Below are 20,507 nucleotides of genomic sequence, written 5' to 3'. Positions count from 1 at the left end.
GCTCGGCGTTCTCGCCGTGCAAAGGGGCACCGGGTGTGCGAAGCCGTCAGGCCACGTCAGCGGGCGGTCAGCTCTCGCCTCCCGCGCCGGCGGAGACACCGGCCGGCGACTGCTCGGCCGCCGCGGCCTTCTTCGCCGTCGCCTTCGACGCCTTCTTGGCCGTCGTCTTCTTGGCGGCTGTCTTCTTGGCCGCGGTCTTCTTGGTGGCGGCCTTCTTCGCCGTCGCCTTCTTGGCGGTCTTGCGCGCCGTCTTCTTGGCCGGGGCGGCCTCCTCGGCGGGGGCCTCGGCCTTGTCCGCGGACGCGTCCGCGGGCTGGTCCGCGTCGGCCTTGTCCGCCGACGGGACGACCACGACGGCCGCCTCCTCGGACGCGGTCGGCGCGGTGGCCTTGCGCACCGCACGGCGGCGCGGACGGGCCGGCGCGGCGTCGGCGACGGGCGCCTCGGCCACGGGCTCGGCGACCGGCTCCACGACGGGCTCCGCGAGCGGCTCGGCCTTCACCGGCTCGGGCTCGGCGCTCTCCGCGGCCTTCGGCGAACCGGCGGGCGACGTGGCCTTGCGGACCGCACGACGGCGCGTACGTCCCTTCGGCGCGGCGTCCTCCACCGGAGCCTCGGGAGCCGCGGCAGCCGCCTCGACGGCCTCGGGCGTGCCGACCACCGGGTCCTCGGCGGCCGGAGCCTCCGAACGCGGCGCCTCGGCCTCCACGACCACCGGCTCCTTGGCCTCGGCCACGGCCTGGGCGGCCTTCTCGGCAGCCTTCTCCGCGGCCTTGGCCTTCTTGCCGGACTTCTTCGAGGCCGCCTTGGGGGCGTCGGCCTGCGCGGCCTCGTCCTTCGGGGCCTCGACCGGAGCGGACTCCGCCCGCGGCGCACCCGCCGGAGCCGACGCGCGCCGGGTCGCCCGGCGCCGCGAACGGCCGCGGGAAGCGGCGGCCTCGGCCTCGGCCGCGCTGCTGTACAGCTCCTCGTCCGGGACGAACTCGGGCTCGGGCAGCGCCACCGGAGCGGCGACCTCGGCGGCCACCTCGGCCTCGGTCTCGGTCTCCGCCGAGCCCTCCGGCTGCTCCGTCTCGTGCGTGTGCTCGTGACCGTGGTCCTGGTGGTCCGCACCGCCGCGCCCGCGCTTCTTGCGCTTGCCGCCGCCACCGGAGGACGTCGGCTGCTCCATGTGCACGATGACGCCGCGGCCGTTGCAGTGGACGCAGGTCTCGGAGAAGGACTCCAGCAGGCCCTGGCCCACCCGCTTGCGGGTCATCTGGACCAGGCCCAGCGAGGTGACCTCGGCGACCTGGTGCTTCGTACGGTCCCTGCCCAGGCATTCGAGCAGGCGCCGCAGCACGAGGTCCCGGTTGGACTCCAGGACCATGTCGATGAAGTCGATGACGACGATGCCGCCCAGGTCGCGCAGCCGCAGCTGGCGCACGATCTCCTCGGCCGCCTCGAGGTTGTTCCTCGTCACGGTCTCTTCGAGGTTGCCGCCCTGACCGGTGAACTTGCCGGTGTTGACGTCGACGACGACCATCGCCTCGGTCTTGTCGATCACCAGCGAACCACCGCTCGGCAGCCAGACCTTGCGGTCCAGCGCCTTGGCGAGCTGCTCGTCGATGCGGTACGTCGCGAAGACGTCGACCTCGGACGTCCACTTGGACAGCCGGTCCGCCAGGTCGGGCGCGACGTGCGAGACGTAGCCGTGGATGGTCTGCCACGCGTCGTCGCCGCTGACGATGACCTTGGAGAAGTCCTCGTTGAAGATGTCGCGGACGACGCGGACGGTCATGTCCGGCTCGCCGTACAGCAGGCTCGGCGAGCTCGTCGAGGTCGCCTTCGCCTTCTTCTGGATGTCCTCCCACTGCGCCTGCAGACGCTCGACGTCACGGCGCAGCTCGTCCTCGCTCGCGCCCTCGGCCGCGGTGCGCACGATGACGCCCGCGTCCTCGGGGACGATCTTCTTGAGGATGGTCTTCAGACGCGCGCGCTCGGTGTCGGGCAGCTTGCGGCTGATGCCGGTCATCGAGCCCTCGGGCACGTACACGAGGTAGCGGCCCGGCAGCGAGACCTGGCTGGTCAGACGGGCGCCCTTGTGGCCGATCGGGTCCTTGGTGACCTGCACGAGGACCGACTGGCCGGACTTGAGGGCGGACTCGATGCGCCGGGGGCCGTTGGCCATGCCGAGCGCCTCGAAGTTGACCTCACCGGCGTACAGCACGGCGTTGCGGCCCTTGCCGATGTCGATGAAGGCGGCCTCCATCGACGGCAGCACGTTCTGGACCTTGCCCAGGTAGACGTTGCCGACGTACGAGGTGGCCTGCTCCTTGTTGACGTAGTGCTCCACGAGCACGTTGTCCTCAAGGACGCCGATCTGGGTGCGCTCGCCGTTCTGCCGGACGACCATCACGCGCTCGACGGCCTCGCGGCGCGCCAGGAACTCGGCCTCGGTGATGATCGGCACCCGGCGGCGGCCCTGCTCCCGGCCCTCGCGGCGGCGCTGCTTCTTGGCCTCCAGACGTGTCGAGCCCTTGATCGACTGGACCTCGTCGGCGCCGGACTCGCGCTCGTCCTTCTTGCGCGGCTCACGGACCTTGACGACCGTGCGCTCGGGGTCGCCGTCGCTCGGCTCGCCCTCGCCGGAGTCACCGGCACGGCGACGGCGACGACGGCGCCGACGGCTGCTGCTGGAGCCGGAACCGGACTCCGGGGCGGACTCCTCCGACTCCTCGGCCTCCGGCTCGGCGGCCTCCGCGCCGTCCTCGTCGGACTGCTCGGCGGCGGTGTCGTCCGACTCGGCCGCGTCGCCCTGCTCGGCGTCGTGCTCGGCGGAGTCACCGCGGCGACGGCGGCGGCCACCACGACGGCGACGGCGGCCCTGGCGCTCGCCGGACTCCTCCGAGTCGTCGTCGGACTCGGCCTGCTCGGCGGCGTCCTCGACCGGCTCGGCGACCTCCTCGTCGGCGGCGGTCTCGACGACCTCGGCCCTGACGCTCTCGCGCTCCTCGGCGGCGGGCTGCTCGTCGGCGGCGCGACGGCGGCGGCGCCTGCGCGGGGCGGTCTCCTCCTCGGCCACGGGGGCGGGCTGCTCGGCGGCCTCCTCCGCGGCCTCGGCGGCGGCCGCGGCGGCGGCGCGCTCCGGGGTCTGGAACATCGGCTCGGCGAACACGGGCGCCTGGAAGACGGCGACGGCCGGGCGGCCGGGCTTGCGGCCGTCCTCGTCGGCGTCGTCGCTCCGGGCCGCCTTGCGGGCCTTCTGCGCGGACGGCGCGGAGAAGCCGGTGGCGGCGGCCTTGCGGGTGGCGCGGCGACGCGTACGCCCACGGGGGGCGTCGTCGTCCGCGGACTCGGCGTCGGCGGCGGGGGCAGCGGCGGAGGCGGGGGCCTCCGCGACGGCGGCCTTCGCCGGGGCCTTCTCGGCCTTGGCGGCGGGCTTCTCCGCAGTCTTCTCCTCGGCCTTCGCCGGGGCCTTCTCCTCGGCCTTCGCCTCACCGGCGACGGGCGCGGACACGCTGCGGGTGGCGCGGCGGCGCGTACGGCGCGGCGCGGCGTCGTCGGCGACCGGCTCGGGCCGGGCCTCGGGCTCGGCCTGCGTCTCGGGCTCGGCGGGGGCCGCGGCCACGGGGGCGGCGGTCTCCTCGGCGGCGGCCGGCGCACCGGCGGGCGCGGAGGCACGGCGGGTCGCACGGCGGCGCGTACGCGGCGCGGGCGCGGCCTCCTCGGCGGGCTCCGCGGCCTTCTCCTCGACGGGCGCGGGCGCCGGGGCGGCGGGCTCCGTCACCTCGGCGGTCTGCGGCGCACCGGCCGGCGCGGAGGCGCGGCGGGTCGCACGGCGGCGGCGCGGAGCCGGGGCCGCCTCGGGCTCGGGCTCGGCGACCACGGGGGTCTCGACCGCCTCGGCGGTCTCCTCGGTCTCCTCGACCTCGGCGTTCTCGTCGGCGGGGGTGGCCGGTATGGCCGGGGCCGCGGCTTCCGCGGTGCCGGCGGGCGGTCCCGCGGGACGCGACGCCGCACGGCGCCGACGGCGCGGCGGCAGGGTGTCGCTGGGGGTGTCGTTCTGCGAGCCCTCAGCGGGTTCGTTCGGCTCAAGCATGCGGGCGGTTCTCCCGTCACGCTCCCGGGCGCCGCGCCTGGTCCGGTGATGTCCGCGGCCAGCGCTGCATGCGCAAGGCCGCCATCCGGGGCGCGGGCGCCGCACGGGAGCTCTCTATGTCTTGTCTCGCCGGTTCCGTACGCCCATGTGCGGACGGCCTGGCGAAAGTCTCGGTCAGTGCGCTGCCCGACCCAGGTGGCTCCCGAGTACGAGGGCTGCGCGTTGACGTACGTCCCTAACGGGGGCCTTCCGGCGCCGGCGCCTTCGCGGCGGCAGAGACGGCGGCCGTGGGTGGAGCGGCCGTGACTGCCTCGCGGTCGGGCGCGAGCGGGTCGGTCACCGTGCCGGTCTCTTCATCGAAAAGCCCCTGCGCCAGCCTGGTCACCGCTGCGGGGACCGGCGGCGCCAGGTCGGCCACAGCTCGGAGACCGGACAGGACGTCGTCAGGTCGTACGGCAGGTGTCACGTGCCGAACAACCAGCCGCAGTATCGCACAGGGCTTGTCGCTCGGCCTATCAGCGTCGTGAGTGGTCGATTCGCCGTCGGCGGTCGCCGCGAGGCTCACGACGGCCTCGCGCGCGTCGAAGGTGCGGATGCCGTTCTTGGTGCGTCGCTGCACCTCGACCCGCTCGGCGGCGGTGAACAGCTCGGCGGCGCGGGCCGCCTCGGCGCTCTCCACGCCGTCCAGGCGCAGCTCCCAGACGGAGGCCGTCAGCCGGTCGGCGAGCCCGGACGTGCGGGACTCGACGGCGTCGACGATGTCGAGCCCGGCGGGCATCGACTCGTCGAGGAGCACGCGGAGCGTCTCCGGGTCGCGCGGCGCGGTGAGCGCGATCTCCAGGTACTCGGCCTCACTGCCCGTGCCGGTGGGTGCGGCATTGGCGTACGACACCTTGGGGTGCGGTGTGAACCCCGCCGAGTACGCCATGGGCACCTCGGCGCGGCGCAGCGCACGCTCGAAGGCGCGCTGGAAGTCACGGTGGCTGGTGAACCGGAGGCGGCCGCGCTTGGTGTAACGCAGTCGGATGCGCTGCACCGCGGGTGCGGGCGGCGGGCCTTCGGGCTGTCGCTTGCCCAGTGGAACGTCTCCTTGTGTGCGGTCCGGGAACATCCCCGCGCGGGCGGGGAGCAGTCCGGGTGACGCTTACCCAGCGTCGTCCAGTCGGGTCACCCCCGCGCATGCGGGGAAACTGCACTCCCGGGGTTCTTCTCTAGGTTACGCGGCTCCGGCGTGTCCGGTTCCCGCCGGGCCACCGGGACCGGTACCGGCTCTCCCGGCCCCGCGGCCACCGGGACCGGCTCCTTCGGCGCGCCGAACAGCATGCGGCGCACGTCGGCCCGTGCCTGGCGCACGCTGTCCCGGGCGGAGGCGAGGGCCTGCCGGGTCGCGCGTCCGGCGTCCTTGACCGCCTTGGCGGCGGGCCGCCACACGGCGTCGCGGACCACGTGGCCGACGGGGGTGAGGATCGTGCGGTACGCCCAGCGCACCGGCTCGACGAAGATCCACCGAAGGAGCGTGCCGAGGAAGCGGCCCACGACCAGCGAGAGGTGTCCGGCGACGCGCCAGGCGTGTCCGAGCGCGTCGCCGATCTCGCGGGCGACGACGGCGATCGCCCGGCCGACGGGCGCGAGCACCCACCGCCACAGGGCGACGGCGGGGACGACGAAGATCCAGCGGCAGAGCGTGGCGAGAACGGTCCAGGTGCCGCGCGCCAGCCAGGCGATGCCGTGTCCGACGGGCGTGAGCACGTGGCGGTACAGCCAGAGCGCGGGCACCACGACCAGCACGGTCCCGAGCCAGGCGAGCGCGATGCCGACCGGCACGACCACGTATCGCCACAGGCCGACCCACGGCCAGACGAAGACCGCCTTGAACAGCCATGCCAGGACGGCGCCGATGCCCCGTCCGGCGGCCTTGGCCCCGCTGCCGACGGCCCGCGCGAGCCAGGCGATGCCGTGGCCGATCGGGGTCAGCACGCTCGCGTAGAACCAGGTCGCCGGGGTCACGACGAGGGTCCGGCCCAGCCAGGCGATGCCGTGGCCGAGGGGCGTCAGGACCCGCTCGTACAGCCAGACGGCGGGCACCACGACCAGCACGTGTGCCAGCCAACCGATGCCGTGGCCGACCGGCACGAGCACGTACCGCCACAGGCCCACCCACGGCCACACGAAGACGGCCTTGAGGAGCCAGGTCAGCGCGGTGCCGAGGGCGCGTCCGACGGGCCGGAGCGCCCTGAGGTACAGGAAGCGCCCGCACACGGCGAGCGCGTCCCACACCAGGCGAACCGGCACGACGAGGACGAGCACGACGATCCGCACGGGAAGGCGGATCGCGACGGCGAGACAGCCCTCGGCCTGCTGCGGCCGCGGCTGCGGTGCGGGCTGCGGGGGCTGCTGCCGCGGCCCCTCGGGCTGAGGCCGTTTCTCCAGGTCCATGTGGTTCTAGACGCGTGCCGTGCCGGTTCGGATGCGAAGGGCGCCCGTTACTTCACGACCGTGAGCGGCAGGAGCTTCTTGCCGGTCGGGCCGATCTGGATGTGCGTGTCCATCTGCGGGCAGACGCCGCAGTCGAAGCACGGGGTCCAGCGGCAGTCCTCGACCTCGGTCTCGTCGAGCGAGTCCTGCCAGTCCTCCCAGAGCCAGTCCTTGTCGAGACCGGAGTCCAGGTGGTCCCAGGGCAGGACCTCCTCGTAGGTGCGCTCGCGCGTGGTGTACCAGTCGACGTCGACGCCCATCCCGGGCAGCGTCTTGTCGGCGCACTGCATCCAGCGGTCGTACGAGAAGTGCTCGCGCCAGCCGTCGAAGCGGCCGCCGTCGTCGTAGACGGCGCGGATGACGGCGCCGATGCGGCGGTCGCCGCGCGAGAGCAGGCCCTCGACGATGCCGGGCTTGCCGTCGTGGTAGCGGAAGCCGATCGAGCGGCCGTACTTCTTGTCGCCGCGGATCTTGTCGCGGAGCTTCTCCAGGCGGGCGTCCGTCTCCTCGGAGGAGAGCTGCGGGGCCCACTGGAACGGCGTGTGCGGCTTGGGCACGAAGCCGCCGATCGAGACCGTGCAGCGGATGTCGTTCGACCCGGAGACCTCGCGGCCCTTCTGGATCACGTTCATCGCCATGTCGGCGATCTGGAGGACGTCCTCGTCGGTCTCGGTGGGCAGGCCGCACATGAAGTACAGCTTCACCTGGCGCCAGCCGTTGCCGTACGCGGTGGCGACGGTGCGGATGAGGTCCTCTTCCGAGACCATCTTGTTGATGACCTTGCGCATGCGCTCACTGCCGCCCTCGGGGGCGAAGGTGAGGCCGGAGCGGCGGCCGTTGCGCGTGAGCTCGTTGGCCAGGTCGACGTTGAAGGCGTCCACGCGGGTCGACGGGAGGGACAGACCGATCTTGTCCTCCTCGTACCGGTCCGCGAGGCCCTTGGCGACCTCGCCGATCTCGGAGTGGTCGGCGCTCGACAGCGAGAGCAGGCCGACCTCCTCGAAGCCGGTCGCCTTGAGGCCCTTGTCCACCATCTCGCCGATGCCGGTGATGCTTCGCTCCCGCACGGGGCGCGTGATCATGCCGGCCTGGCAGAAACGGCAGCCGCGGGTGCAGCCGCGGAAGATCTCCACGGACATGCGCTCGTGGACGGTCTCGGCGAGCGGGACGAGGGGCTGCTTGGGGTAGGGCCACTCGTCGAGGTCCATGACGGTGTGCTTGGACACGCGCCACGGCACGCCCGACCTGTTGGGCACGACGCGGCCGATGCGGCCGTCCGGGAGGTACTCGACGTCGTAGAACGCCGGGATGTACACACTGCCGGTCCTCGCGAGGCGGAAGAGGACCTCCTCGCGCCCGCCGGGACGGCCCTCGGCCTTCCACTGGCGGATGATCTCGGTCATGTCGAGCACGGCCTGCTCGCCGTCGCCGATGATCGCGGCGTCGATGAAGTCGGCGATCGGCTCCGGGTTGAAGGCCGCGTGGCCGCCGGCGAGCACGATCGGGTCGTCCAGACCGCGGTCCTTCGACTCCAGCGGGATCCCCGCGAGGTCGAGGGCGGCGAGCATGTTGGTGTAGCCGAGCTCCGTGGAGAAGCTGAGCCCGAAGACGTCGAACGCCTTCACCGGGCGGTGGCTGTCCACCGTGAACTGCGGGACCTGGTGCTCGCGCATCAGGGCCTCCAGGTCCGGCCACACGCTGTACGTGCGCTCGGCCAGGACGCCCTCGCGCTCGTTGAGGACCTCGTACAGGATCATGACGCCCTGGTTGGGCAGCCCCACCTCGTACGCGTCCGGGTACATGAGCGCCCAGCGGACGTCGCACGAGTCCCACGGCTTGACGGTGGAGTTCAGCTCACCGCCGACGTACTGGATTGGCTTCTGCACATGCGGGAGCAGAGCTTCGAGCTGTGGGAAGACCGATTCGACAGACATCGCGAACCTTCATGAGCCGGCAGGGGTGACCATCAAGCGTACCCCGGCATTCAGGCCCCCAGCGCCGCCCGCAGTTTCCCCCGGGACGCCTCGGCCCACACCGCCGGCAGTTCCCGCTCCTGGTCCGCGGCGGCCGCTTCCTCCTGGCCGTAGAGGAGGCCCCAGGTGAAGGCGGACTCCCCCGCCAGGTGCGCCTGGACCGCCAGGGTGCGCAGGGCGTCGCGGGCCACCACGCTGTCCTGGTGCTCGCCGAGCACGGTCTGCACGGCCTTCATCCGCTTCGCGAACCGGCCCGCGGGCCGGCCGAGGGCGGGGACGGCCGCCTCGCCCGCGTACCGGGCGCGCTTGGCGGCCTTGCGGGCGTCGTGCATGGCCAGGTCGCGGTCCTGTCCCGCGGGCAGCTCCAGGGCGTGCTCGACGCGGGCGGCGAGGCGGTCGTAGTCCTTGAGGACCGCCTTGGGCAGCGCCTGTGCGGCCGGCGCGGAGGCGGCGGGGAGCAGCGGGGGCGCGGCGAGCAGCGCGTCGACGGTGTCCAGGAGCGCGAGGTAGCGCTTGCCGTCGAGCACGGCGACCGTGCGACGGCGCGAGCCGGTGCGGCGGGCGACGGTCCAGATGCGCAGCCGCCCGCGCACGGGGCCGAGCAGCAGCGTCCTGGGCAGCGCGGCGATCCGTGCGGTGAACCGCTCGGTGAGCACCTCCTGGTCGCGGTCGACGCCCAACTCGCCCGCGAGCCACTTGAGTTCCTCGCCGACGGGGTCGGTGACCGTGCGGTCGAGGATCTTCTTGTACGTACGGAAGGCGCTGCGCATGCGACGGGTGGCGACGCGCATCTGGTGCACGGAGTCGGGCAGGTCGCGGCGGACGGCGGGGTCGAGGGAGACGATCGCGTCGCGCTGGGCGCGCAGATAGGCGAGGACGTGGTCGCCCGCGGTGCCCGGTGCGTCGCCCACCGCGTCGCGCACGGCCTCGGCGACGGCCTCGCGCTTGCCGGCCTTCTTGCCGCTGCTGGTCGCGCCCTCGGGGGCGGCCTTCTCGGCCTTCTGCCCCTTGGGCGGCTTCGGCTCGGTCTCCGTGAGCGCCCTGGCCAGCTTCGACGGGGAGGCGGAGCGGCGGGCGCCCGCCTTCTTCAGCTTCTTCTCGACCTTGTCGAGGAGCGCCGGGTCGCCGTCGTCGGCCAGCTCCACCTCGGCCTCGGTCCAGGCGGCGGTGCGGCCGCCCCGGGTGAGGCGCTCGGCGCGGACGCCGTCGACGCTGACCTCGGCGAGCAGATGGCCGTCCGCGTCGACGAGGTGGCGCAGGTCGCGGGCGGACAGCAGGCGTACGAGCGGGACGAGTTCGGCCTCGCGGACCCGCGAGCGCACGAGGCCGGCCAGCACGCGTGGCACGGTGGCCGAGAGCGGCGCCCGGACCTCGTCCCGCACTCCCTCGGCGAGGGACACCGGGAGTTTGAGGTGCCAGCCCGCGTCGTCGCCGCCCGTGCGGCGGCGCAGCGTGATCGAGGCGGCGGCGAGGCGTTGGTCGGGGGTGTCCCAGTAGACGGCGTCCAGTTCGACGACGCCCTTGTCGACCACGTCCGCGACCCCGGCGACGCCGGTCAGATCGGGCAGCGCCCGGTCCGCCCCGACCTCGTACTTCCGCTCGATCTCGCGCTTCGTCTGGGCCATGCACCGAATCTAGACGCGATTGCGCGCAGTGGGCAGCCCTGCGACGGCCAACGGCGGTCGCGGGACTGCCCCGCGGTGGAGCGGTCAGGCGGACATGGGGCGCTGCACCTTGATCGACTGGAGGAGTCCGACGGCCACCCAGACGGCGAACATCGACGAGCCTCCGTAGGACACGAAGGGCAGCGGGAGGCCCGCCACCGGCATGATGCCGAGGGTCATCCCGATGTTCTCGAAGGCCTGGAAGGCGAACCAGGCGATGATGCCGGCGGCGACGATCGTGCCGTACAGCTCGGTGGTCTCGCGGGCGATGCGGCAGGCGCGCCACAGGACGACGCCGAGCAGGAGCAGGATCGCGCCCGCGCCCACGAAGCCGAGCTCCTCGCCCGCGACGGTGAAGACGAAGTCGGTCTGCTGCTCGGGGACGAACTGGCCGGTGGTCTGGGACCCGTTGGTGAGGCCGGTGCCGGTGAGGCCGCCGGAGCCGATCGCGATGCGGGCCTGGTTGGTGTTGTAGCCGACGCCCGCCGGGTCGAGCGCGGGGTTGGCGAAGGCCGCGAAGCGGGCGATCTGGTAGTCGTCCAGGACGCCGAGCTGCCATATGGCGACGCCGCCGAGGGCGCCCGCGCCGAGCAGTCCGAACACCCAGCGGTTGGAGGCGCCCGAGGCGAGCAGCACGCCGAGCACGATCATCGCCATCACCATGACCGAGCCGAGGTCGGGCATCAGCATGACGATCATGACCGGCACGGCGGCGAGACCGAGGGCCTGGACGACCGTGCGGTGGTCGGGGTGCTCCTTGTCGCCCGCGTCGACGCGGGCGGCGAGCAGCATCGCCATGCCGAGGATGATCGTGATCTTGCAGAACTCGGACGGCTGGAGCGACTGGCCCGCGATCACGATCCACGCGTGGGCGCCGTTGATGGTCGCGCCGAGCGGGGTGAGGACGAGCAGCACCAGGAAGACGGAGACGCCGTAGAGGATCGGCACGGCGGTGCGCAGGGTGCGGTGGCCGAGCCAGACGGTGCCGGTCATCAGGGCGAGGCCGATGCCGATGTTGATGACGTGCTTGATCAGGAAGGCGTACGGGTCGTCGCCGACCAGTTCGGTGCGGTTGCGGGTCGCCGAGTAGACGAGCGCGGCACCGATCGCGGAGAGCGCGAGCGCCGCGAGGAGCATCGGCCAGTCGAGCCGGCGCACTATCGAGTCGCGGGCCAGGAGCCGCGACATCGAGGAGCGCTCGGGTCCGTATCCGGAGACGGAGAAGCCATTGCCGGTCATGGGCTAGTCCCGCCTCCAGTTGGCCGTGGGTCCGGCCGCGAGTTCCTGCTGCTCGGCCGGCGGCTTGGGCGCCTCGGGCTTGTACGGCTTGATCTTCGGGGCGTCGATGGAGCCGTCGGTCTCGATCTTCGGCAGGCTCTTCTGCGGCTCGGGCAGCAGGGCCTTCTTCTTGTCCTGGTTGCCGCTGTCGTCGAGGCCGTACATCGCGTCGTAGATCTTGCGGACGGCGGGACCGGAGGCACCGGAGCCCGTACCACCCTGGGAGATCGTCATGACGATCGAATAGTCCTTGGTGTACGTCGCGAACCACGAGGTGGTCTGCTTGCCGTAGACCTCGGCCGTACCCGTCTTGGCGTGCATCGGGATCTTGTCCTGCGGCCAGCCGCCGAACCGCCACGCGGCCGTACCGCGCGTGGCGACGTCCGCGAGAGCACCGTCTATGTCCTTCTGCAGCGCGGCGTTCATCGGGAGCTTGCCGTGCGACTTGGGCCGGATCTCCTCGACCCGCTTGCCGTCGGCGCTGATGATCGCCTTGCCGACGGTGGGGTCGTACAGGGTGCCGCCGTTGGCGATGGCGGAGTAGATCGTGGCCATCTGGATCGGCGTGACGAGGGTGTCGCCCTGGCCGATGGAGTAGTTGACGGAGTCACCGGCGCGCATCTTCATGCCTTCGAGGCAGTTCTCGTACGCGATGCGCTCGGCGTAGTCGCCGCTCTTCTTGCCCTGCTTGCACCAGGCGTCCTTGTTGGCCTTCCAGTAGTCCTTCTTCCACTGGCGGTCCGGGACGCGGCCGCTGACCTCGTTGGGGAGGTCGACGCCGGTCTCCTTGCCGAGGCCGAACTGGTGGGCGGTCTTGTAGAACCAGTCCTTGGCGTCCTTCTTGGGCTTGTTGCCGCCGTCCTTGGCCCACTGGTCGTGCGAGAGCTTGTAGAAGACGGTGTCGCAGGAGACCTCCAGCGCCTGGCCGAGGGTGATGTTGCCGTGGCCCTTGGACTCGAAGTTCTTGAAGGTCTGGCCGCCGATGGAGTACGAGCTGGGGCACGGGTAGCGGCCGTTGAACTGGTAGCCCGCGTTGACGGCGGCGGTGGTCGGGATGACCTTGAAGATCGAGCCGGGGGCGGCCTGGCCCTGGATGGCGCGGTTCAGCAGCGGGTAGTTGGAGTTCTTGCCGGTGAGCTTGGCGTAGTCCTTGCCGGAGATGCCGCCGACCCAGGCGTTCGGGTCGTACGACGGGTTGGAGGCCATGGAGATGATGCGGCCGGTCTTGTTCTCCATGACGACGACGGCGCCCGCGTCGGCCTTGTAGTTCTCGCCGGTGTTCTTGTCGAACTCCTGGCGGGCCTTCTTCATCGCGTGGTCGAGCCAGTACTCGGAGACGGCCTGCACGCGTGCGTCGATGCTGGTGACGACGTTCGCCCCGGGCTCGGCCTTGTCGGACTTGGCCTTGCCGATGACGCGGCCGAGGTTGTCGACCTCGTAGCGGGTGACTCCGGCCTTGCCGCGCAGCTGCTTGTCGTACGTCCGCTCCAGGCCGGAGCGGCCCACCTGGTCGGAGCGCAGGTAGGGCGAGTCGCTGTCCTTGGCCTTGTTGATCTCCTCGTCGGTGACCGGCGAGAGGTAGCCGAGGACCTGCGCGGTGTTGGACTTGCCGGGGGCGGCGTAGCGGCGCACGGCGGTGGGCTCGGCGGTGATGCCGGGGAAGTCCTCGGAGCGCTCACGGATCTGGAGGGCCTGCTTGGGCGTGGCCTCGTCGGTGATCGGGATCGGCTGGTAGGGCGAGCCGTTCCAGCAGGGCTGGGGGGTCTTGGAGTCGCAGAGGCGGACCTTGTCGGAGACGTCCTTGGTGCTCATGCCGAGCACGTCGGCGAGCTTGGCGAGGACCGCCTTGCCGTCGTCCTTCATCTTCATCAGGTCCGTGCGGGACGCGGAGACGACGAGACGGGTCTGGTTGTCGGCGATCGGCACCCCGCGCGCGTCCAGGATCGAGCCGCGCACGGCGGGCTGGACGACCTGCTGGACGTGGTTGCCGGAGGCCTCCTTGGCGTACTCGTCGCCGTTGCGGATCTGGAGGTACCAGAGGCGGCCGCCGAGGGTGAGCAGGAGGGAGACGACGAGGATCTGGATGACGACGAGCCGGATCTGGACCCGTGGGGTCCGTCCGGTCTCCGGAATGTTGGTCACTTCTCCCCTCCCCTGGTGCGTCCCCTGCCCGGTCCTTCGGTGCGGTCGGCGAAGTGCTGCGACCTCACAGGCGCTTGACCCCCTTGATGCGTCCGGCGCGGGCGACCCGGGCCTTGGCGGCCTTCGCCCGCAGGCCGCCGCGCTGGTTGCCGATGCGCAGTCCGGTGCCCGACGAAAGCCAGCCGGACGAGACGTCGGCCGCCTTGTTGGCCGGGGAGTTCTCGCCCAGCGGGTCGTTCTCGGCGCGGCGGGCGAGCGCGATGATCAGCGGCACGGTGAACGGCGCGAGCAGCAGGTCGTAGAGCGCGGCGGTGAACAGCAGTCCGCCCAGGCCCACATGGCGGGCGGCGGTGTCGCCGACGAGGGAGCCGACGCCCGCGTACAGCAGGGTCGATCCGATGGCGGCGCCGACGACCACGACGAGCGGGCCGGTGGCGGAGCGGAGCCGGCCGCCCTCGGGCTTGGCGAGTCCGGCGAGGTAGCCGATGACGCAGAGCACGAGCGCGTACCGCCCGGCGGCGTGGTCGGCGGGCGGCGCGAGGTCGCTGAGCAGTCCGGCGCCGAAGCCGATGAGGGCGCCGCCGACGTGGCCGTAGACCAGGGCGAGGCCGAGGACGGTGAGCAGCACCAGGTCCGGTACGGCGCCGGGCAGTTGCAGCCGGGCCAGGACACTGACCTGGATGACCAGGGCGACGACGACCAGCGTGGTGGAGAGCAGGATTCGGTTGAAGCGCATGGTCCGGTCTCCTACTGCTCGTCGCCGTTGCCGGTCTGGGGCTGTCCTGACGGGGTGGCCGTGACGGTCACCGTCGGGGTCGGCTTGGGCTTCGCGGGCTTGGGCGGCAGGACCGTGTCGCGCGGGTCCTCGCGGGGCGCCTCGACGACGACGCCGACGATGTCGAGCTTGGTGAACCCGACGTACGGCTTCACGTAGACGTTGCGCGTCAGGTCGCCGCCCGAGGGGTCGACGCGGACGACCTCGCCGACCGGGACGCCGGGCACGAACGGCTTGTCGGCCTGCGAGCCGAAGGTGACCAGGCGGTCGCCCTTCTTGACCTTGGCCTTGCCGTTGAGCAGCTGGACGGACAGGGGGCGGTCGCCCTGGCCGGTGGCGAAGCCGAGCTCGTCGGTCTTCTCCATGCGGGTGCCGACGGTGAAGTCGGGGTCGTTGGCGAGCAGGACGGTCGCGGTGTTCGGGCCGACCGTGGTGACGCGGCCGACCAGGCCGTCGCCGTTCAGGACGGTCATGTCGCGCTTGAGTCCGTCGTTCGCGCCGGCGTCGATGGTGACGGTCCAGGAGAAGCCCTGGGCCGCTCCTATCCCGATGACCTCGGCGCCCTTGATGCCGTACTGCCCCGCGCCCGCCTTCTTCAGCATGCTGTCGAGCTGGCGCACCCGGCTGCGGTTGCGGTCGTCGCTGCCGAGCTTGGCCTTCAGGGCGGCGTTCTGCCGCTCCAGTTCGGCGATGCGGTCGTGGCGGTCACCGGAGTCGCGGACCGCGCCGATGGCGTTGCCGATCGGGTCGACGGCCGAGGACACCCCCTCCTCGACCGGACCGAAGACGGTGGCGGCGGCCTGGCGGGCACCGTCGACCGGTGAATCCTCGCCTCCGCGGATGTCCACCGTGATCAAAGCGAACGCGATGGCGATCAGCAGCACCAGGAGCAGCCGGCTCTCTCGTGTGTCCCTCACGTGCGGCGGCGTGCCTTCCTCAATCGGATTCCGCGGAATCTGCGGGTTCCACGGGGTTCTGGGGAATCTTGTGCCTTGCCTATATATCAACGATCCGCCGCACGAGGTGGCAGGCACTCGTACGGCGGACCCCCGTTCAGGGCGTGCGCGCCCTGGTCATCTGCGCGGCTGGGCGTCGAGCACCTGCTGCAACGCCTCGAACTCCTCCACGCACTTGCCGGAGCCGAGCGCCACGCTGTCGAGCGGGTCCTCGGCGATGTGGATCGGCATGCCGGTCTCCCGGCGCAGCCGCTCGTCGAGGCCGCGCAGCAGGGCGCCGCCACCCGTGAGAACGATGCCGCGGTCCATGACGTCACCCGACAGCTCCGGCGGGCACTTGTCCAGGGTGGTCTTGACCGCGTCGACGATCGCGTTGACCGGCTCCTCGATGGCCTTGCGGACCTCGGCGGCGGAGATGACGACGGTCTTGGGCAGCCCGGAGACCAGGTCCCGGCCGCGGATCTCGGTGTGCTCGTCGGCGTCCATGTCGTACGCCGAACCGATGGTGATCTTGATCTGCTCGGCCGTGCGCTCGCCGAGGAGGAGGGAGTACTCCTTCTTGATGTGCTGGATGATCGCGTTGTCCAGCTCGTCACCGGCGACGCGGATGGACTGCGCCGTGACGATTCCGCCGAGCGAGATGACCGCGACCTCGGTGGTGCCGCCGCCGATGTCCACCACCATGTTCCCCGTGGCCTCGTGGACCGGCAGGCCGGAGCCGATGGCCGCCGCCATGGGCTCCTCGATGATGTGCACCTGGCGCGCGCCGGCCTGCGAGGAGGCCTCGATGACGGCGCGGCGCTCGACTCCCGTGATGCCCGAGGGCACACAGACGACGACGCGCGGGCGGGCGAGGTAGCGCCGCTTGTGGATCTTCAGGATGAAGTAGCGGAGCATGCGCTCGGTGATCTCGAAGTCGGCGATGACGCCGTCCTTGAGCGGGCGCACCGCGACGATGTTGCCGGGCGTGCGCCCGATCATCTTCTTCGCTTCGGCACCGACCGCGAGAATGCCACCGGTGTTGGTGTTGATCGCGACGACCGACGGTTCGTTGAGTACGATCCCCCGACCCCTGACGTACACCAGCGTGTTGGCGGTCCCGAGGTCGACAGCCATGTCACGGCCGATGAACGACATGTTGTTCCCCATGAGGATGCGTCTGGCCTTCCCTAGTGGAGCGTGTGATGGCTTTTTAGGTAGGCGAGGTGGGTGCTGTGTGGCAGTGGAGGCTTCCATCGTAGTCTCGGCCGCGCGAAGACGGCGCGAGGGTCTTCGCCATTGTCAGCAGATGATGTGCCGCCCCGCCCTTGGAGACGTGCCATCGGAGGCACGGGTTCCCCCAATTGGGGTGCATATGCCAAGGGACGGCCGAATTTCTTCGGCCGTCCCAGGTCGGGGCGGCGACTTTCTGACTTGACGTCAGAATCGCTCGACGGCGCTCGGCCGTGCGGCTACGCGACGCCCGGGAAGAAGATCTTGAGCTCGCGCTCGGCGGACTCCTCGGAGTCCGAGGCGTGGATCAGGTTCTCGCGGACGATGGTGCCGAAGTCGCCGCGGATCGAGCCGGGCGCGGCGGCGATCGGGTCGGTCGGACCCGCGAGCGCGCGCACGCCCTCGATGACACGCTCGCCCTCGACGACGAGCGCGACGACGGGGCCGGACGACATGAAGGCGACCAGCGGCTCGTAGAAAGGCTTGCCCTTGTGCTCGCCGTAGTGCTGCTCCAGGGTGTCCTGGTCGAGCGAGCGCAGCTCCAGCGCGGAGATCGTCCAGCCCGCCTTGCGCTCGATGCGGCCGATGATCTCGCCGATCAGACCACGACGAACGGCGTCGGGCTTCAGCAGGACGAGGGTGCGCTGGCTCATGTGCGGCTCCAAGAGGTGTCATGAAGTGGGATTGGCCCGCACCTTACCGACCGGCCGTGGGCCCTCGTGCCGCAGGGCGGCACGGGTGGGCACGGCCCGCCGGTGCCGGGCCCCCGACCGCGGCCTCAGGCAGCCTCCGCCTCGGCGGACTGCGCGGCGAACCTGGCCTTCGCCTCGTCGACCTTCCGGCCGAAATGCACCGAAGCCCCCCACAGCCCGGCGAACACCGCGCCCATGAAGAACATCGTCGGCACCACGAAACCGCTCGCGATCAGACCGACCTGCAGGGCCCACCCCAGCTGCACACCGCCCGGCCGCGTGATCACCCCGCACAGCAGCACGCACAGCAGCATCGCGAGACCGCTGACCGTCCAGACCGTGCCCATGGACAGGTCCGGGTCCTTCATGGCGACCAGACCGGCGAAGCCGATGACGAAGAACTCGCCGATCAGCGTCGAAGCACAGAGCGTACGCACAGGAGTCAGCCCCTCCCCAGGAGCAGTCGGGCCTCGCCGACCGTGATGACGGAACCGGTGACCAGGACGCCGCCGCCGGCGTACTCCCCCTCTTCCTCGGCGAGGGTGATCGCGGCCTCCAGGGCGTCGTCGAGGCGCGGCTCGACCTGGACGCGGTCGTCGCCGAAGACCTCGACGGCGATCGCGGCGAGCGCGTCCGCGTCCATCGAGCGGTGGCTGGAGTTCTGCGTGACGACGATCTCGGCGAAGATCGGTTCGAAGGCCTCCAGGAAGCCCCGCACGTCCTTGTCGCCGCTCGCGCCGACGACGCCGATGAGCCGGCTGAAGTCGAAGACCTCGCTGATCGCGGCGGCGGTGGCGCGGGCGCCCGCCGGGTTGTGCGCGGCGTCCAGGACGATCGTCGGCGAGCGGCGCACGACCTCCAGACGGCCGGGCGAGGAGACCGTGGCGAACGCCTTGCGGATCGTCTCGATGTCCAGCGGGCGCGCGTGCTGCGAGCCGATGCCGAAGAAGGCCTCGACGGCGGCGAGCGCCACCGCGGCGTTGTGCGCCTGGTGCTCGCCGTGCAGGGGAAGGAAGACCTCCTCGTACTCCCCGCCGAGTCCGCGCAGGGTCAGGAGCTGGCCGCCGACCGCGACCTGGCGGGCGACGACGCCGAACTCCAGGCCCTCGCGGGCCACCGTCGCGTCGACCTCGACGGCCTTCTTCAGGATGACCTTGGCGGCGTCCACCGGCTGCTGGGACATGATCACCGTGGCGTCCGGCTTGATGATGCCGGACTTCTCCTTGGCGATCTCGCCGGGCGTGGAGCCCAGGCGGTCCGTGTGGTCCAGGTCGATGGGGGTGATGACGGCGACCGAGCCGTCGATCACGTTCGTCGCGTCCCAGCTGCCGCCCATGCCGACCTCGACGACGGCCACGTCCACGGGGGCGTCCGCGAAGGCGGCGTACGCCATGCCGGTGAGGACCTCGAAGAAGGAGAGGCGGTACTCCTGCTGGGAGTCGACCATCTCCACATACGGCTTGATGTCGTCGTACGTCTCGACGAAGCGCTCGGCGTCGATGGGGGCGCCGTCCAGGCTGATCCGCTCGGTGATCGACTGGACGTGCGGGGACGTGTAGCGCCCCGTGCGCAGCTCGAAGGCGGAGAAGAGGGCCTCGATCATGCGGGCCGTGGACGTCTTGCCGTTCGTCCCCGTGATGTGGATCGAGGGGTACGCGCGCTGGGGCTCGCCCAGGACGTCCATCAGCGCGGCGATGCGGCTGACGGAGGGCTCCAGCTTGGTCTCGCCCCAGCGGCCCGCCAGCTCCGTCTCGACCGCGCGCAGCGCCCGGTCGACCTCGGGGTCGGCGGGGCGGGCGGGGACGTCGCTCTCGGGCGGTCCTGCCTGGGTGCGCAGGGTGCGGCTGCCCGCCTCGATCACCGCGAGGTCGGGGTCGCGGTCGGTCTCGGCCCCGACGATGTCCTCGAAGGCGTCGTCCGGGTCGGCGGGGCGGTCGTCGTCGTGCGGGGGGAGCTCACTCACGTACGCCAGTCTACGGAGCACCACCGACACTCGCCGCCAGGACCTCCGGTCGGCGTCCGCGAGGCTCCCCCGGGGGGAGCTCGTTCCGCTTACGGGACCTTCGTCAGGACCTTCGGCCCGTCCGTTTCGGGACCTTGGTCCCTCCGCTTTCGGGGGGCGCCGGGCAAACTTGGCGATCATGGACATAGGTATCGACCTCGGCACAGCGAATACGCTCCTCTACGTCCGCGGCCAGGGGATCGTGCTCAACGAGCCGTCCGTGGTGGCCGTGCGGGAGGGCAAGGGCGGGGCGCTCGCCGTGGGGGCGGAGGCCAAGGAGACCATCGGGCGCACGCCCGGGTCCATCACCGCGATCCGCCCGCTGCGGGACGGCGTGATCAGTGACTACGAGGCGGCCGAGGAGATGATCCGGCACTTCGTCCGCAAGGCCGTGCCGGGGCGCCGGCCGCGTACGCGCATGGTCGTGTGCGTGCCGAGCGGGGTCACTCCCGTGGAGCGGCGCGCGATCGTGCACGCGTCGCAGCGGGCCGGGGCGCGGGCCGTGCACCTCGTCGAGGAGCCGATGGCGGCGGCCATCGGGGCCGGTCTGCCGGTCGCCGAGCCGCGCGGCTCGATGGTCGTCGACATCGGCGGCGGGACCACCGAGGTCGCCGTGATCTCCCTGGGCGGGATCGTCACGGCGCAGTCCCTGCGGGTGGGCGGTGACCGGCTCGACGCGGCCATCACCGACTTCGTGCGCAAGGAGCACGCGCTGCTGATCGGTGAGCGCACCGCCGAGGACATCAAGGTGAACATCGGGTCGGCGTGGCCGGTGCCGGGTGAGGACGCCCTGGAGATGCGGTCGTTCACCGTGCGGGGGCGGGAGAAGGTGGGCGGTCTGCCGAAGACCGTGGACCTCACCGCGCGCGAGGTGCGGGCCGCGCTGGACGAGCCGGTCGAGCAGATCATCGCGGCGGTCAAGACGACGCTGGAGGAGTGCCCGCCGGAGCTGTCCGGCGACATCATGGAGCACGGCATCGTCCTCACGGGTGGCGGCGCGCTCCTTCCCGGCCTCGATCTGCGCCTCGCCTCGGCGACGGGGATCCCGGTGTTCGTCGCCGAGGATCCGCTGGACAGCGTGGCGCTGGGCTGCGGCAAGTGCGTGGAGGACTTCGACGGTCTGGAACGGGTGATGTCCGCGGCGTGATCTGGCGGGGCGCCTTGGGAGGTGCCTACGCCACGGTTCCGTCCCCGCACCCGGCACCGCGCGCATACCCCGCCTGCGCCGGAGCTGGAGCCACACTTATCGCTGCCCGG

At 71.7% G+C, this 20,507-nt stretch carries 14 protein-coding genes; 1 reads left to right on the top strand and 13 read right to left on the bottom strand.

Annotated elements, in window-relative coordinates; all coding sequences use genetic code 11:
* Positions 1–67: 67 nt before the first annotated feature.
* From AOK22_RS32670 to folC, 13 genes are all read right to left on the bottom strand, one after another.
* Complete coding sequence (locus AOK22_RS32670) at positions 68–4,081, bottom strand: Rne/Rng family ribonuclease (RefSeq protein WP_055702334.1); 4,014 nt, start codon at positions 4,079–4,081, stop codon at positions 68–70.
* A 235-nt stretch (positions 4,082–4,316) separates the two neighbouring features.
* Positions 4,317–5,117 (bottom strand): TIGR03936 family radical SAM-associated protein, encoded by an 801-nt coding sequence (locus AOK22_RS32665; RefSeq protein ID WP_055702333.1) that lies wholly within the window; start codon positions 5,115–5,117, stop codon positions 4,317–4,319.
* Positions 5,118–5,248: 131 nt separating this feature from the next.
* Positions 5,249–6,517, bottom strand: a complete 1,269-nt coding sequence (locus AOK22_RS32660; RefSeq protein ID WP_055702332.1) for a hypothetical protein — start codon at positions 6,515–6,517, stop codon at positions 5,249–5,251.
* A gap of 47 nt (positions 6,518–6,564) precedes the next feature.
* Positions 6,565–8,490, bottom strand: a complete 1,926-nt coding sequence (locus AOK22_RS32655) for a TIGR03960 family B12-binding radical SAM protein (protein ID WP_055702331.1) — start codon at positions 8,488–8,490, stop codon at positions 6,565–6,567.
* 50 nt (positions 8,491–8,540) lie between these two features.
* Positions 8,541–10,154 (bottom strand): CYTH and CHAD domain-containing protein, encoded by a 1,614-nt coding sequence (locus AOK22_RS32650; RefSeq protein ID WP_055702330.1) that lies wholly within the window; start codon positions 10,152–10,154, stop codon positions 8,541–8,543.
* 84 nt (positions 10,155–10,238) lie between these two features.
* Complete coding sequence (rodA, locus tag AOK22_RS32645; RefSeq protein WP_055702329.1) at positions 10,239–11,432, bottom strand: rod shape-determining protein RodA; 1,194 nt, start codon at positions 11,430–11,432, stop codon at positions 10,239–10,241.
* Positions 11,433–11,435: 3 nt separating this feature from the next.
* Complete coding sequence (mrdA, locus tag AOK22_RS32640) at positions 11,436–13,613, bottom strand: penicillin-binding protein 2 (RefSeq protein WP_055702328.1); 2,178 nt, start codon at positions 13,611–13,613, stop codon at positions 11,436–11,438.
* Positions 13,614–13,677: 64 nt separating this feature from the next.
* The gene (gene mreD / locus AOK22_RS32635; protein WP_055702327.1) at positions 13,678–14,349 is read right to left on the bottom strand and encodes a rod shape-determining protein MreD; all 672 of its coding nucleotides are present in this window, start codon (positions 14,347–14,349) and stop codon (positions 13,678–13,680) included.
* A gap of 11 nt (positions 14,350–14,360) precedes the next feature.
* Complete coding sequence (gene mreC / locus AOK22_RS32630; RefSeq protein WP_055702326.1) at positions 14,361–15,305, bottom strand: rod shape-determining protein MreC; 945 nt, start codon at positions 15,303–15,305, stop codon at positions 14,361–14,363.
* Between the two features lie 156 nt (positions 15,306–15,461).
* Positions 15,462–16,481, bottom strand: coding sequence for a rod shape-determining protein (locus AOK22_RS32625; protein WP_030362602.1), 1,020 nt, complete (start codon positions 16,479–16,481; stop codon positions 15,462–15,464).
* 314 nt (positions 16,482–16,795) lie between these two features.
* Positions 16,796–17,209 carry a nucleoside-diphosphate kinase gene (gene ndk / locus AOK22_RS32620; RefSeq protein WP_055702325.1) on the bottom strand — a complete coding sequence of 138 codons (414 nt, stop codon included), beginning with the start codon at positions 17,207–17,209 and terminating at the stop codon, positions 16,796–16,798.
* Between the two features lie 125 nt (positions 17,210–17,334).
* Positions 17,335–17,685 (bottom strand): DUF4233 domain-containing protein, encoded by a 351-nt coding sequence (locus AOK22_RS32615; protein ID WP_055702324.1) that lies wholly within the window; start codon positions 17,683–17,685, stop codon positions 17,335–17,337.
* Positions 17,686–17,690: 5 nt separating this feature from the next.
* Positions 17,691–19,211: a bifunctional tetrahydrofolate synthase/dihydrofolate synthase gene (folC, locus tag AOK22_RS32610; RefSeq protein ID WP_055702342.1), complete on the bottom strand. Its 1,521-nt coding sequence runs from the start codon at positions 19,209–19,211 to the stop codon at positions 17,691–17,693.
* A gap of 178 nt (positions 19,212–19,389) precedes the next feature.
* Here folC and AOK22_RS32605 point away from each other — a divergent pair, with 178 nt between their 5' ends.
* Entirely contained in the window at positions 19,390–20,397 is a 1,008-nt protein-coding gene (locus AOK22_RS32605) for a rod shape-determining protein (protein WP_167357909.1), read from the top strand.
* Positions 20,398–20,507 lie beyond the last annotated feature (110 nt).

It is taken from the genome of Streptomyces silaceus (assembly GCF_001419745.1).
GTDB classification, from domain to species: Bacteria; Actinomycetota; Actinomycetes; order Streptomycetales; family Streptomycetaceae; genus Streptomyces; species Streptomyces silaceus.
The sequence above is the reverse complement of the archived record's forward strand: the minus strand, read 5'-3'. Positions and strand labels throughout refer to the sequence as shown.